9 protein-coding genes, 1 tRNA gene and 1 pseudogene are annotated in these 15,177 nt (G+C 58.2%); 4 read left to right on the forward strand and 7 right to left on the reverse strand.

Going from position 1 to position 15,177, the window contains the following annotated elements; translation table 11 throughout:
* Positions 1–122 precede the first annotated feature (122 nt).
* Positions 123–1,718 (reverse strand): hypothetical protein, encoded by a 1,596-nt coding sequence (locus tag CAQUA_RS06265; protein ID WP_196824031.1) that lies wholly within the window; start codon positions 1,716–1,718, stop codon positions 123–125.
* A 396-nt stretch (positions 1,719–2,114) separates the two neighbouring features.
* On the opposite strand from CAQUA_RS06265, the gene CAQUA_RS06270 reads away from it, so the two are divergent.
* Positions 2,115–2,188: transfer RNA gene (locus CAQUA_RS06270), tRNA-Leu, on the forward strand.
* Between the two features lie 215 nt (positions 2,189–2,403).
* On the opposite strand, the gene CAQUA_RS06275 is transcribed toward CAQUA_RS06270, so the two are convergent.
* Positions 2,404–2,685, reverse strand: a complete 282-nt coding sequence (locus CAQUA_RS06275) for a hypothetical protein (RefSeq protein ID WP_196824030.1) — start codon at positions 2,683–2,685, stop codon at positions 2,404–2,406.
* A 357-nt stretch (positions 2,686–3,042) separates the two neighbouring features.
* On the opposite strand from CAQUA_RS06275, the gene CAQUA_RS06280 reads away from it, so the two are divergent.
* Complete coding sequence (locus CAQUA_RS06280) at positions 3,043–4,008, forward strand: hypothetical protein (protein ID WP_196824029.1); 966 nt, start codon at positions 3,043–3,045, stop codon at positions 4,006–4,008.
* Between the two features lie 507 nt (positions 4,009–4,515).
* On the opposite strand, the gene CAQUA_RS06285 is transcribed toward CAQUA_RS06280, so the two are convergent.
* The 4 genes from CAQUA_RS06285 to CAQUA_RS06300 all read right to left on the reverse strand — a co-directional run bounded on the left by CAQUA_RS06285 (position 4,516) and on the right by CAQUA_RS06300 (position 10,667).
* Positions 4,516–5,910: an NAD-dependent succinate-semialdehyde dehydrogenase gene (locus CAQUA_RS06285; protein ID WP_196824028.1), complete on the reverse strand. Its 1,395-nt coding sequence runs from the start codon at positions 5,908–5,910 to the stop codon at positions 4,516–4,518.
* Positions 5,911–6,070: 160 nt separating this feature from the next.
* Positions 6,071–6,499 (reverse strand): cupin domain-containing protein, encoded by a 429-nt coding sequence (locus CAQUA_RS06290; RefSeq protein ID WP_196824027.1) that lies wholly within the window; start codon positions 6,497–6,499, stop codon positions 6,071–6,073.
* Between the two features lie 248 nt (positions 6,500–6,747).
* Complete coding sequence (locus CAQUA_RS06295) at positions 6,748–8,475, reverse strand: alkaline phosphatase D family protein (RefSeq protein WP_196824026.1); 1,728 nt, start codon at positions 8,473–8,475, stop codon at positions 6,748–6,750.
* Positions 8,476–8,669: 194 nt separating this feature from the next.
* Positions 8,670–10,667, reverse strand: coding sequence for a hypothetical protein (locus tag CAQUA_RS06300; protein ID WP_196824025.1), 1,998 nt, complete (start codon positions 10,665–10,667; stop codon positions 8,670–8,672).
* A gap of 383 nt (positions 10,668–11,050) precedes the next feature.
* On the opposite strand from CAQUA_RS06300, the pseudogene CAQUA_RS06305 reads away from it, so the two are divergent.
* Positions 11,051–12,160, forward strand: a pseudogene (locus CAQUA_RS06305) (IS3 family transposase).
* Between the two features lie 159 nt (positions 12,161–12,319).
* Positions 12,320–13,636 (forward strand): MFS transporter, encoded by a 1,317-nt coding sequence (locus CAQUA_RS06310; protein ID WP_196824024.1) that lies wholly within the window; start codon positions 12,320–12,322, stop codon positions 13,634–13,636.
* A gap of 48 nt (positions 13,637–13,684) precedes the next feature.
* Here the strand turns inward: CAQUA_RS06310 and CAQUA_RS06315 are convergent, their stop codons facing one another.
* Positions 13,685–14,908, reverse strand: a complete 1,224-nt coding sequence (locus tag CAQUA_RS06315) for an amidohydrolase (protein ID WP_196824023.1) — start codon at positions 14,906–14,908, stop codon at positions 13,685–13,687.
* Positions 14,909–15,177: the final 269 nt, after the last annotated feature.

The following is a 15,177-nucleotide window of genomic DNA, read 5'->3' on the forward strand; positions in this document are numbered from 1 at the left end:
TTAGGACTGGTGAATGGGCCCGGTTCGCAAGACCGGGCTCACCAGTGGTGCCGTCGGCAAGCGAAAAGCCCCGCTCCCCACTCGAGGTGGGAACGCGGGACCTTTTAGAGTCGAGCTCCGAATTAGTTCGACGGAGCCGGTACAACCGTGGTGGTCACGGTTGCCTGCGGAACTTCGTCAGCAGCCGGGATGCACTGGGTGATGATGCCGGCCAGACCTGCCAGAGCAAGTGCACCACCGAAGCCGCCAACACCCGCGGCAACCTGGTTCTCGTGAAGGCTGAAGTGGTGAGCAGCTGCTCGGACTGCTTCCTGCGCACCTTCAAAACCAGGGACACGAAGAGCGCCCAGGATCGTCGGGATCATGACCAGCAGAGGCACACCAAGGCCGACGATGCTTGCGATGCACTCTGGGCTCTGGAGACGCTTCAGGTTGGCGTTGTTAGAGCTCTTGTTCGCAGCAGTGCCGTTATCCGTGGAAGGCGTGGAATCGTTCGACTTCTTCGAAGAGAGGCCCGCGCCGTCGCCACCACCGTTGCCGCCGCCACCGCCAAGGAGAGATGCACGGCCTTCCACGTTGCCCTTGACGTTGTCGGTGACGTTGACCGGAACATCAACAAACGCGTTGTTGTCCCGACCGTTGTCGCGAACGTCAACGGTTGCGGTCGCGTTGTTGTCCTTTACCTCAACGATCGGGTTACCGCTGTCGTTGATGGAGTTACCGTGAATGTCAACCTTGGGGTCAGTGACATTGACATTGATCAATGAAGTGAGGCTTGGGAACAGTCCAGCACCGCCACCAGCAGCTGCACCACCCAGGCCGAGCAGGCCGAGAATAGCTCCAACCGCGCCAGCGCCGGCGCCACCGCCTTCACCGCCGCCCCCAAGGAGGCCACCGAGAACATCCCCGATGGATTGGCTGCCCTTTGGCTTCGTACCGTTAATCCTCACGGTTACGGTTTCGGACCAGCTCTTGGTGGGATCCTCATTATCCGGGACGCGAAGTTTCACAACAATGTCTTGGATGCCGCCACCGTAGGTTGACGGGGGCAAAATCTGAAGTCGTCCACCGTCGTTGAACGTGGTCCAGCCGCGCGTCTCGGTGTAGGTTTCCGCGTTGAGCGGGATCTGCACGGCATCCAGAGTTTGCCGGGGTTCTTCTGAGAAGTCGACTTCGTGGCGCACATCCAAGCCCGTGATTTCGTGAACCCATTGCGGCCGGCGATCCACATTGAATTTGAATTCAGCGTCACTCACGTTGAACGCTTCAGCATAATCGGCAGCATCGGCATTACTCTTCGGAAGATTCTCGGCGCGGATACCGTTCTTCGGCATTTTGACGCGGATCGGCATGGAGTACGTGCCACCCTTACCAGTCAGGCTTTGTGGCTCGGTAAGAACGACCCTTCCGTTAACGTTCTTAACACCCCAGCGATCCTCAGCTTTAACTACACCGATGCCCCTCTCCGCGTAGTTAGGTACTACAACGACATCGTCTGGCAGTTCAATGCCTTTAACAGTCGCTGTACCGGCGGAGAAATCATACACAGTGTTGAACGTACCGACGAAGTCCGCCTTGGTTGGATCATCGACGGTGTTCTGAGCAACGGCAGCCGGAAGCGCAGTCAGATCGAGAGCTGGAGACAACGGGGCAACGAGTGCAACAGCAAGAGCACCGGCCGCGAGCGTGATGCGGCGGGAACGAATTGAAGAAGCCATGAAGATTCCTTTGCAGAGGGTGGAAACGTAACTTCACACCTTTAATTGGACCGTGCTGATTAGACCAGAAACTTCACAGCTTCGCGACCGTAGTTTCCAGCGTTAATTTATGATGAAATTCACGCACAGATGTAGACGTTTTCCTAGGTCGCGATAGGTTATAGCGCTGGCCAGCAAAAAGGGAAGAGCTAAGTGAACGGCCTGCCTCGGCACATACGGGCATCCAGGTTTTGTTCAATTCGAGTTTGCTCAAGCGTTCTCTAAAAATTCATTTAAGCGTCACCGGCGTTACACGTGGAGGAGTCGACGGGCGTAGGAGATGAAAGCAAAACGGAGAATGTGTTTGCGCGGCGGATTTCCAATCGCGATCCCCCGTGGAGTAGACTTTCGCTGTTCGCCCCAGTAGCCCAATTGGCAGAGGCAACGGATTCAAAACCCGTCCAGTGTGAGTTCGAGTCTCACCTGGGGCACACTTGAAAGAGGAAAACTTCTACCTAGACCCCCACCAAACTCATTTTCAGCAAGGAGCAGCGCAACCTACTGGTAAAAAAGCGCTTTCCCGAGCGTCAATAGCCCGGAGTTCGGCAAGTTAAAGCCGATTTCCGGGCGTTTTTCATGGTTCGAACACGGCTTCTAGGCCGCTGCCTCCAAAACTCCTCTCCTGGTGGCTTGCGGCCTATGCGGCTTACGCCGCGACCGGCAGCGCATTCGGGAACGTACCTGCAATTGACTTCTCACTCCTCTTGCGGTCGAGGTCGTCACGACGGCCGCGCGGTGCCGGGTCATTGTCGGTGCTGTCCTCGTCAAACCAGGCCGAGTCGGCAGTGAGAAGCAGAAGGTTGACCGCTACGCAGGAGATAGCGGTCACCAGCAGTTGACCAGCCCAACCCCGCATCAGGCGCACCGTCGAGTCGCCAATCCCGACGCCCCTAGCGTTCTTGAGGCGTTCGTTGCGGGACTCAATCATGTTGCGCTCGCCGTAAACACCCTGCCACTCCGGGGTGCCGTACGCTGGCCCTTGCTGGAGCCACCTAGCGCCGTCCTCGATGGAGTTTTTGATGGTTACCGAGGTTTGTCGGCAAATCGCGGGTGGCGCAGCAGAAAAGCCAGATACGTCCTGGACGGTCAGTTCAAGCCTATGCCCTCGCCTCGAAGCCGGGGCACAATGTGCCTGCCGGCACGTTCCACACCGTCTAGCAGTTCCTGCTTCTTCACTCGCCTGGCCTGAGGCACGCACCTTGGCCGGGCGCGTTTTGCGTTCGAGGCAGTCTTGTTTTCGGTATCGAGTGACGTGGCCTACACGGGTATGGGTACGTTTCGAACCATGACCGACCACAACGACGAGCACGACTATGACCACGATCAGCCGTCACAACCGCAGCCCGGTACCAACCACTCCCGCAGTGCTCGTCTTGAGCAGTGGCTACGGGACATCGTCTGGAATTCCTATGACTCCAGCGTGTTCGCGTCGGTGCCCAAACCGGACTTCGGTTTCGACGCGAAATCAATTCTTCCTGACATGAACCCGACAATTAACGCGTCGATTCTCGCTTCGATACCCAGCACTACGTCACTTGCTGAAACTGTCAACTCGAAACTTGCCGCCACCATGCGCAGCGTTGCCGAGGTAGTCGAAGCAACACTCGACTTGGGCGATGTTCTCGACGCCGCGACCTCGTCAGCCGAGTCTTACATCGGAAAGGCATTCAAACTTGACGACCCGCTGCCTTTTCTCGAACGGTTTCATAACGACTTCCTTGTCGCGTACGGTTCGTTTCTCCTTGCCTCAGGACGAGTAGAAAACCTGCTTGCCGACCTCTGCGATGTGGAGTTCAGCAGGGATGAGCATTTCGGGGCAACCATTGAGGCCGAGCAAAAGGTCAGCACCATGCGAGAGGCTATAGCCAAAAGGTCTGAGTGTGAAACATGCAGAGAAACGGCGCGCGGCCTCGAGGAGGCTCTGAAAATCCGCAACATGTTAGTCCATGGCGACTGGACTATCGGCAAAGACATTGCCAGTGAAAAGGAGGCGGCACGATACTCGATGCTTCGGTTTATGCTTCCGCAATCGCTTGTCATCAAACGCAAGCCGATGCGTGACAGCGACTTCGAAAAGAAACTTGCGAAGTGGAAAAAGCGGGGCGACCTTGACCAGGCCGACATTTTGAGCGCGCAGTCCGTTTGGTTAGGACTTGTCGAATCGTTCACCGAGAAGTTTGTCGGCGCGGGCGACGTGCTGGAAGCCGAGTTGCAGAAGCACAGGAGAGAACGGTCCAAAGAGGCGCACTGAAAAGGGCCGTCAGCGAAGGCCGAGCTGGCGTGAATAACCCCGCCAGTCCTTGGACGGCGGGAAACAAAATAGCGAGCGCAGCAACCCCGGCGGGCAAACGGACTCCGTGGTGCCGGCGGGCTATTTCTGACTTGCGGAACTCACAATCTTCCAGAGGGCGTAGCCCAGCGCGGCGAACGGGGCAATGATTAGCAGGATGATAAGAACTTCACCGATTCCGAGGTTCATGGTGTCTCCTTCGACATTCCGTGGGTTACGTTACCTGTCTAACATTTTATGACGACAGGTGGAAAAAAGCCCCGCTCGCCAAGGCCCCCGTTTAATGCGTGGCAAAATCGTCCGACTACGCTGAGGTTTGGAACTAAACCAAAATCGCCGTGGAACTAGGGCTGAAACAAGGCCGCGTTGGTGGTGGTCAGAGAGTTTTCCGACCCCCCTAAAGACCCTCATCACGTGCATAGTGATGAGGGTCTTTTTGTAGCGGGATAAGTTCCCAGGACCGTGAGGCTAGACCTTGGAGTCGGAGCCTGCGATGTAGTAGCGCTGCTTGTTCACAAACTCGTCCATGCCCAGCGGGCCGAGCTCGCGGCCGAGGCCGGAGGCCTTGACACCACCGAAGGGCAGTTCGGCGCCGCGGGCCTGCGGGATGTTCACGTGGATCATTCCGGTGTCGATCTTCGCGGCGACCTTCTTCGCACGTTCTTCGTCCTCGGACATGACAGCACCGCCGAGGCCGTAGCGGGAATCGTTGGCGAGCTTGATCGCTTCCTCTTCAGTCGAGACCTTGTAGACCTCAGCGACGGGGCCAAAGAACTCTTCGTAGTAGGAATCAGAACCCACGGGGATGTCGGTGATCACGGCCGGGGTGATGTAGGCACCCTTGCCGGTGACGTCGCCACCGACGTGCAGGTTCGCACCCTCATCCACAGCAATGCGCAATTGCTGAGCAAGTTTCTCCGCGGCATCGCGCGAGGACAGCGGGTAGTACTCTCGGCCCTCGCCTGGGTTCAGGGGGTCGCCTTCGCTATACGACGAGGCGAGCTCGACCAACGCTTGCACGAATTCGTCGTAGATGTCCTCCATGACGATGATGCGCTTGTTCGCCGTGCATGCCTGGCCGACGTTGCTGACGCGCTTGTTCCATGCCGTCTTTGCGGCGGACTTCACGTCGGAAGAGTCCAGCACAACGTAGGCGTCCGTGCCACCGAGCTCAAGCACGCACTTCTTCAATGCTTGGCCAGCCTGGGAGGCGATGGTGCGGCCAGCGGCCTCAGAACCAGTCAGCGAGACGCCCTGCACGCGGTCATCTTCAATCATGGTGGAGATCTGGGAGTGCTGCGCGTACACGTTCGTGTACAGGCCCTTCGGTGCCCCAGCTTCGTCGAAGATCTTTTCAATCGCCGCGGCGGAACGCGGGCAGATCTCTGCGTGCTTCACCATGACGACGTTGCCAGCCATAAGTGCCGGCGCCGCGAAGCGTGCGACCTGGTAGTAGGGGAAGTTCCAGGGCATGATGCCCACGATGATCCCCAACGGGACCTTGCGCATGATGGACGTTCCACCCTGGTTGTTCGGGATCTCCTCGTCGGCGCCGAACTCAGCGCCGTTGTCGGCGTAGTAATTGAAAATTTCCACTACGTCGTCGACTTCGCCGTCGCCTTCGGTGATCGACTTGCCCATCTCTTCAGCGATGATGCGGCACAGCTCGTCACGGCGTTCGTCGAAAAGCGATGCGACCTTGTGGAGCACTTCGGCGCGCTCTGAGAAGCTCTTCTCGCGCCACTGCGTAAACGTCTCGTGCGCGGTGGTCAGCGCCTGCTCTAATTCATCGTCAGTGATGAAGTCGAAGCTTTCAACGATCTCGTTGGTTTTCGGATTTTGTACACGGAATTTTGTTGCCATGCACACCACGGTACGGACGTACAAGAAGCCATGCCACAAACGTTGTGTCACGTCCACATAAAAAAACCGCCACACCCTACATCGGGAATGGCGGCGGTTAAAGGCTGAGCCTTTAACCGGAAGGAGTGGTTAAAGGCAACGCCTTTAAACGAAGCGGCCGTTACACGCCGTCGGTCTCCTGCTCATCGGCATCGGCGTCAGCCTTGGTCTGGTGGAAGGTGCCCGGGGCGTGCTCTGGCGGGGCGTAGATGGAGTACAGCTTCGCGGGCTCAGAACCCTCGTTGACAAAGTTGTGCCACTTGCCCGCCGGGACAAACGCCACCCAGTCAGCACTGACGACCTGGTCGACTTCAAGGTCGGTCTCGGACGCGCCGATCATCGCGCGCAGTTCGCCAGCCTCGAGGCGGAGGAACTGATCGTGGTCGTCGTGGATCTCCGCACCAATCTCGCCACCGACGGGGATGGTCATGACGGTCAGCTGAAGGTTCTCCCCCGTCCACAGCGTGTCGCGGAATGCCTCGTTGTCCAGCGTCGCCTTTTCGATGTCTACTACGTAGGGGTTAGGTCCGTGATCGTTACCGGTTGGCATGATCGCTTCCTTTCTTCTTATCCAGTCTGTGCCATCCACCGTAGACACCTTCCGCGGGGTTTCCCAGGCAGCTTTGGCTTACCTGAGCTGGAATACGGCTGGTAGGACCGCAAATGCGCCACTCGGGGAAGCTGTGTCACCCGCGTCTACCGGAAGATCGCGCCTGTCGCGCTTGTTGCTTATCGACGAAAGGAAAAGAACGCGCCGTTTAAACAGCGCGTTCCACAAGTACTTTCCTGGATGAAGAACTAGAAGCCCTTACCCGGCGTCCACGTGCGCGTGAGCGCGCGGTTAACTCGCGCCCGCGGGTCTTCGATGTTGGACACGCGGTAGAAGTCCATGGTTACGTTGTGGTTGGTCAGGCGCGCTACGCCGTAACCATGCCAGCTGAAGTTCACGTGGTTCACCCACGGGTTGACCTTCTTAATCACCTGCGTCATCGTGTCCGTGATCGGGTTGACCTCCGGGAAGTAGGTCTTCAGTGTCTGGGACAAAACGTCATCGACGTTGGCCGAGGAGATCGACGTACACACCATCTCACAGCCGATCTCGCGGCCCTTGTGCTGGATGGAGTTCGCCCACTCCGAGTGAATGTCACCGGTTAGGAACAGGTTGTACGGCTTGGTCCTAGACAGGATCTCTAGAAGCTTCGCACGGTCGGAGCGGTAGCCATCCCAAATGTCAGTGTTCACTGCCAACCCACCGCCGGGGCCACTGAGCTCCGCGAACATCTGGTTGACCAGCTGGTTGTGTTGGTTCGTCTCTGGCAGACGCACGATTTCCATTGGGGAGATCATGACGGAGTTACCCATGACGTTCCAGCGTGTCGTTGCGGATTCCACCTGGCGGCGCAACCATCCGAACTGTTCCGTGCCCAGAATCGAACGATTCGGGTCATCTTTGAGTTTGCCGATCACCGGCGGCTGCTTGTCGCGGTAGGTACGCAGGTCCATCATGGTCAGTTGAAGGAGGTTTCCAAACCGGTAGCTGCGGTAGATGTGCCCGCCTGCCGACGGCCGGACGCCGCGCACCGGCAACCATTCGTAGTACGCCCGCTGACCGTAGTCCTCACGGACCTTCCACTGGCCTTCTTTACCTTCCGTGTGGTTCTCTGCCCCACCCTTCCACGAGTTGTTCGCGGTCTCATGGTCATCCCACACAACAACCCACGGCCCGGCTGCGTGCGCGCGCTGCAGGTGCGGATCTGTGCGGTAGCGCCCGTAGCGGATCCGGTAATCCGCCAGCGACACGATCTCATGCGCGGGCCAGTGCGGGCGCGACACACCACTGCGGCCCGCGTACCCTCCCGTTCCGTATTCGTAGATGTAGTCGCCCAAGAATACAACGAGGTCAATCTCGCCTTTTTCCATCAGACCAGCCATGTGGTCGTAGGCCGTGAAGTACCCTGCTTCATAGTTCGCGCACGACGTCACTGCCATGTTGTACTTTGCAATGTCCGCGTTAAACGCCGGTGCGGTATGCGTGGTACCCACTGGGGACACTTCCCTGCCCCAAATGAAGCGGTAGTAGTAGGTCGTCTGCGGCTTGAGCCCCTTCGGATCGATCTTCACCGTGTGGTCAGTCTCCGCGGTTGCGCGGTAGGTGCCCGACCTGACAACGTTGGCAAAGCTTCGATCAGTTGCAATCTGCCAGCGCACATCCACCGGCGCTCCCTTACCCGAACCCGGCATCGCCTCCGGCGACACCGTCACGCGCGTCCAGATAATCACGGAGTCCGGCACCGGATCGCCGGAGGCCACACCATGCATGAACGGGGCATACGGCGCCGGCGCCGGTGCCGGCGGCATCGGGAACCCGCCAGCGATCGGCGTGGACTGCTTTGCCGACGCCGGAGCGGCACCTACCACCGTTCCTGCGGCAGCAACACCAGCAACCGTTGCGGAACCAGCCAAAAATGATCGACGCGAGTGTCCTGCGCCAGTGGACGAAGAGTCTGAAGTGTTCTGGGTAGTCATGCTTCCCACGGTCTCCCTTCCGCGACCAGTTCGCAACTCGAATCCCAGTTAAAGCACAGAAGTTTGACAAGATTTCTCATAGTGTTAACTGACCCACTCGAAGACAATGAACCGCCACCAATAACAAACCACCTGACCCCAACAGGGATCAGGTGGTTTGGCGTGAAATTAAACTGCCTAGATTCTGCAGCTCATTACGGAGTCGTAGTAGTGGGCTGGCTCGGCTCGGAAGCCGGTGCGGACGGCTGTACCGGTGCGGACGGTGCCGGCTCGCCCGTGGTCGGGCTCGGGTTTGGTTGCGCATCAGCCTTGTCCGGGACGCACTGGGTGATAGCGCCGATCATGCCAAGTACCGCGAAGGCACCAGCGAACGCGCCAATACCAGCACCAAGCTGCTCCGGCGAAACGTTCAGACCAGGCAGCGTCGAAGCAGCAGCCTTGAGCATATCCTGGAAGCCCTCTGCACCCGGGACACGCAGCACGTTGAACGCAAGAACCGGAATCAGAATTGCCAACGGCACACCAACACCAACCAGGCTGGCAATGCACTTCGGGTCGTTCAGCTTGCTGTTCGTCGCGGCCGCACCCGCGCCACCAGCGGTACCAGAGTCCTTCTTGCCGGAGCTACCACCAAGGCCTTCCGGAAGAACATTGACTGCGTTCGGCGCCAGACCAGTGTTGTTGGAGGCGATGTCGGACACATTCACCGCGCCCGGTGCAACAGCGGTTGGGGCAATACCGGTGTTGTTGGAACCGTTGTCGGAGACATTGACTGCGCTCGGCGCCACACCAGTGTTGTTGGAGGCGATGTCGGACACATTCACCGCGCCCGGTGCAACAGCGCTTGGGGCAATACCGGTGTTGTTGGAACCGTTGTCGGAGACATTCACCGCGCTCGGGGCTACGCCAGTGTTGTTGGAACCGTTGTCGGAGACATTCACCGCGCTCGGGGCTACGCCAGTGTTGTTGGAACCGTTGTCGGAGACATTCACCGCGCTCGGGGCTACGCCAGTGTTGTTGGAACCGTTGTCGGAGACATTCACCGCGCTCGGGGCTACGCCAGTGTTGTTGGAACCGTTGTCGGAGACATTCACCGCGCTCGGGGCCACACCGGTGTTGTTGGAGCCGTTGTTGGAAGCGTTGTCAGTGACGACGACAGCGCTTGGGGCAACAGCGCTCGGGGCAATGCCAGTGTTGTTGGAGGCGTTGTGGGAACCGTTATCCTTGACCTCGATCTTCACGGCATCGCGGAACATGCCGTCAAAGATACCGCCTCTACCACCGGTGTTACCGCCAGTACCGCCGGTACCACCGTTGTTGCCGCCAGTGCCACCGTTGTTGCCGCCGCCGAGGCCACCGATCAGGTTGCCGAGGGAACCGAGCGCGTTGCCGAGAGGTCCGGCACCGGGGATAAGCCCAATGATCCCCCCAAGAATCGGGAGTAGGGCCCCACCGACCGTCCCAGCGGTGCCACCGGCCGCTGATTTCTCCGGCGGGGTGGCTTTAAGGAGCAGCGTGACCGGTTCCGTGTGACCATTCTTGGTGATCTTGATATTGATGTCCTTGTTCTCGGGGACGGAACCGGAGAAAGTTGCCGGAGCCTCCACCCGGAGCACACCGTTGTTGTTCACCACTTTCCAACCCAGATGTGCGATACCGTCCTTCTCAACCGTGGCATCGTCCGGCACAGTTAAACCCGGGATGTCCTGGATTAGGCCGTTGGAGAAGTCCACGGACTGACGGGTTTTGAAATCAGGCAAATCCTTAACCCAAGTCGTGTCGGCCTCGTCTATGACGGTGACTTTCAGGGTCGTGTTGAATGACGCGCCACCAGCGGGCGTGACTTTGACGGGGATATCGACATCGCCCTTCTTGTATGCGGTGTTACTCTTAGGGCGGATCAGAACCAGCTCACCGTTATCGTTACGGACATTCCAGTTAAAAATTGTTGATGTGGTCGGTTCGACTTTGTCTCCCGCGTCCAGGGTAAGGCCAATGATTTTGGCCTCATTCTTATCCCAGAAGTTATCGGTCTTGTAGCGCTCTCCGAATATCGAGGCGTCCGTTGCGGCGTACGCCACCGGTAGGGCTAGGTCTTGAATGACGGGGACATTGGTAGCCGGGGCGACGAGTGCGAGGGAGAGCACACCGGCCGCGATCACTGTGCGGCGATTGCGAATTTTCTCAGACATGAACATCCTTTGGATCAAGTGACTGCCCACGGTTGTGGAGCTGCAAGGAACGCCCGCACGACGAGAGAATTGGGACACCATGCGGAATTAGGGATGATTAAATCAGATGAAAAGAAACTTCGCTGGATAAAACTGTGAGCGCTGTGAATCTGCTCCAAAACGCCTGCTAGGGATTCACAGCGTTAGGGCCCCTTACCCCCTTACACCACCCCCGCTGATCTATTACAACTTGATTAAGTTTTCTACACTCGCCGTAATGCACCTTCCACACTCGGCAACTACCGACGTTGTCACGGTCGTCCGGTTCACGGACGATCTCCGCCTGACGGATAATGAACCGTCCTGGGTTTGGTTCCGATCGTTTCTAGAGAAAGATTGGGATCATGCCAAGGAAGTACAGTGATGAGTTCAAGGCCAAGGCGGTGCGTCTGGCTGAGGAACTTGTTGAGCTTGAAGGGTGCTCGAAGTGGGGTGCGGCAGAAGAGATCGGTGACAAGCTCGGCGTCTCCGCACACACGCTTAATAATTGGTTGAAGCCTCATAGGTCCTCGCCCGACGCTTCGGTCAGCACCGGCGAGTCAGCAGACGATGAACTAAAGCGTCTGCGGCGAGAGAATAAAGAGCTGCGCAGGGCTAACGAGATTCTCAAAACCGCGTCAGCTTTTTTCGCAGCGGAACTCGACCGTCCCACCAGAAGATGATCGAATACATCAATACGTATCGCGATCGCTTCGGGGTCGAGGCCATCTGTCGCACCTTGATGCAGACAGAGTGTGGGTTTATCACTCCTCGTGGCTATCGGGCAGCCATGCAGCGCGCTGACTGGGATATCGGCCGTGATCAGACCGCGCGGTTGATGAAACAAGCCGGCATACAAGGCCGCAGGCGGGGCCGCACACCGACTACAACACTTCGGGCCGACGTGCCGGATTGTCGCCCTGATCTGGTCAATCATGACTTCACTGCGTGCGCACCGCACCGGTTGTGGGTCGCTGACATCACCTACGTGCGCACCCTGTCTGGTTTTGCTTATACCGCGTTCATCACCGATGTGTATTCCCGCAAGATTGTCGGTGTCGCGACCCGGGCGAGTGTGCGCACCGATGAACTGCCGCTGGAGGCCTTTGAACACGCGCTGTATCACGCCGGTGATCTTCGCGCTGAGGGGCTTGTCCACCACAGTGATCGTGGCTCGCAGTATGTGTCGATCCGGTACGGTGAAGCACTCGCCGAAGCTGGGATTGATCCTTCTGTCGGTACTGTCGGTGACTCCTACGACAACGCGTTGGCTGAAACGGTCAACGGCCTCTACAAAACAGAGTTGATTTATCCCCACCGTCCATGGGCATCGGTTGGGGAAGTCGAAATTGCCACCCTTCGTTGGGTGCACTGGTGGAACAACCAGAGGCTCCACGAATCCCTGGGATATCACTCCACAAGAAACGGAGGACGCCTACTATCAACAGTCAGACGCTCAGCCGCTGGGCGTTTAGTAAGCGGATCGGAACCCAGGGCGCTTCAACGTGGATCTTAAACAAAAAAATGTGGTCCTCGGAGTGGCGCGGTGGAGTTCGTCGTTAAGCAAGTGCTCTAAAACTACCGTGCGCTACCACAGCGAGCTGTAACGTCAGATGTGTCGAAGGGAGTAGGCCATGACTACGGCTACAAATAGCGCGGAGCGATTCTCAGCGGAGGATGCTGCCGCGAGTGAAAAGATGTCGGGGATTTACTTGCGGGTGGCGCTGGGTGCGATGCTCGTGAATATTGCGATGGCTGTGTCGTTCACAGCGCTGAGCTTCTTCACCCCCGTGATTCTTAAAGATTTTGAGGGGTTTGAGAGTTCCTCGTTTCTGATTTACTACACGCTGCTCGGGGCGTTCTCCGCGTTCGCGATGCCGCTGGCGGGTCAGTTGATTGACAAGGTCAAGGCGCAGGGCCTGTTGGTGATTGGTGGAACGATCGCGACGGTGGGGCTGGTGTTTTTCAGTTTCTCGTCGGCGCTGTGGATGTTTTATGCCGCGGGAATCGTCATCGGCATTGGCATTGGGCTTTCGGCCTTGTACGTACCGGTGGTTGTGGTGAACCGTTGGTTCTTTAAGAACAAAGCAACGATCATGGGTGTGGTGCTCGCCGGATCGGGTGTTGGTGGCGTGATCCTGGGAGTGGTCATGCCGATGCTGCTCAGCGGAATCGGCTGGCGTTCGTCAGCTCTGTTCCTCGCGGCGTTCTTCGCGGCATTTACGATCCTGCCGGGGATTTTCCTCGTTCGAAACAGCCCGGTAGATCATGGGATCCCGGGCTACGGTGAGTTGTCGTCTTCGGCTGATCAGGCCGCAGCGGCGAGTGGTGCTGAGCCGGGGCTAACGCAAAAAGAAGCGTTCACCACACCCGGGTTCGTGGTTTTGGTGTTCTCCTACTTGCTGTTCGGCATGACGTACGCCATGACCCAGCACTTCGTTGCGTATCTGTCCGATACCCCGTGGGGCATTGATGTCTCACCCGGGAAGATTTCAACGGTGGTGATCACCTGCACGTTGTCGTTGATAGTGTTCAAGCCGATGATCGGATACTTGATTGACAAACTTGGGTTGATGAAGGCGCTGTGGATCACGCTCATGGCGGCGGGTATCGCGGTGTTTATTTCCACCTGGGTCACGTACTTCATCCCGTACCTCGTGCTGGTTGTCTTCATGGCGCTCGGCGCGTCCAACGGTACGGTCTCTCCCCCGCTGATCGCCCAGGCGTGCTACGGACTGAAGGACTACTCCAAGATCTGGGGTGTGCTGGGCATGGCGTATCCGATCGGGCTCGCCGTCGGCACGCCGCTGTGGGGATGGTTCCCACAGAAGTTCGGGTCTTACGGGATGGGTTTTGTGCTCGTGCCGTTTGTCACCGTGATCTTCCTCCTTGGCTTCCAGTTCGCCATTAACAACACCCGCCCACGGTGGGCATCCTCAGTTGACGTATAAAAGAAAAAGTCCGCGGCGGCGGACTTTTTTTATGTGCGTGACCACGGACTAGTCAGCAGACTCCTGGTTCTCAGCGCCGAGGATAGAGGCCACGCAGAGCAGCACAGCCATGGATCCGCGGTCTAGGGTGGGCTGGATTTCCGGGCGGAACTTGGTGTTGTGGTTGGCAGGGCCGTCGTTGCCGTCACTGAAACCGGACCACGCGAAGAAGACGTAGGGAACGTCCCATGCGTTGGGCAGGATTGGGAAGTCCTCGGAGCCGGGGAAGCCCGGACCGAAGTCCACGAGTTCCTCACCCATGTATTCCTCAAACGTGGCCTTGATCTTGTTGGTGAGTTCATGGTCGTTGTAGATGACCGGCACAGAATCCAGGTAGATGAACTCCGGCTCCTCCTCGATTCCCGCTGCCTCGCACTCTGCACGGACAACGCGCTTGATGGAGTCTTGCAGGTATTCGGAGATCTCATCAGTGGACGCGCGGGTATTAATACCCAGCTCCACCACGTCCGGGATCGAGTTCGTGGAGACACCGCCGTGAATTGAGCCGACGGTGATCACGCCGATCTCCAGCGGATCGACCTCGCGTGCCGCGACCCCCTGCAGGCGGTTGATGATCGCCGCGGCGGTCACGATCGGGTCCTTCGCGCGGTGCGGTGTCGACCCGTGGCCAGACACACCAGGAATGCGCACACGCCAGTTGGACGCCGCGGTGGTCATGCGGCCAGGCGTGAAGGAGAATCCAAACGGCGGGTCACACGCCATAACGTGCTGGCCGAAGACGTAGTCAGGCTTCGGCAGCTTGTCCACGAGTCCGTCTTCCACCATCTTGCGCGCGCCGCCGCCGGCCTCTTCACCAGGCTGGAAAAGCGCAATGAACGTGCCGGACCAGACGTCTTTGTTCTTCACCAGCGCCGCGGTTGCGCCGAGCAAACCCATGATGTGCATATCGTGGCCGCAGGCATGCATCTTGCCTTCACTGGCGGGCACTGCATAATCCACCCCGGGGGATTCCTCGATTGGCAGGGCATCCGTATCCGCGCGGAACGCGATGACGGGGCCGGGGCCGTTTTCAATCACGGCGACCTTGCCCGTACCCGCGATCGTGATAGGGCTAAGACCCAGGCGCTTGAGTTCCTCCTCAATGCGCGCTGCTGTCTCGTGTTCCTCCATGGATAGCTCAGGGTGGGTGTGGAACCACTTGTACAGCTCCTCACGCTCAGCGCGGGAGTGCTCCAAAGTTGCTAGCAGTTTTTCAGCGGCTTCGCGGTTCATATCAGCCTCGCTTGTGGTCTGGATCGATGTTCTGCCCACCAGTGTAGGAACGCTGGGTGACCAAATGCAGTGAAATTGATCTGTTGGTGAGCAACGCGTCCTAGATCGCTTGGGTTATAGACTGTTCTGTCTGTTATTGCGGGCCGGTCAACTTGAAAACACCGGGTGTATTGTGCTGTAGTAACGGTCGAAATGTGCGGATTAGCAAACCGCTTAGTCTAGTTTTCGCTAAGGACGTGATTTGATGACCAGTTCGGTGAAGGACCCCG

Source organism: Corynebacterium aquatimens, from assembly GCF_030408395.1.
Classification (GTDB): Bacteria; Actinomycetota; Actinomycetes; order Mycobacteriales; family Mycobacteriaceae; genus Corynebacterium; species Corynebacterium aquatimens.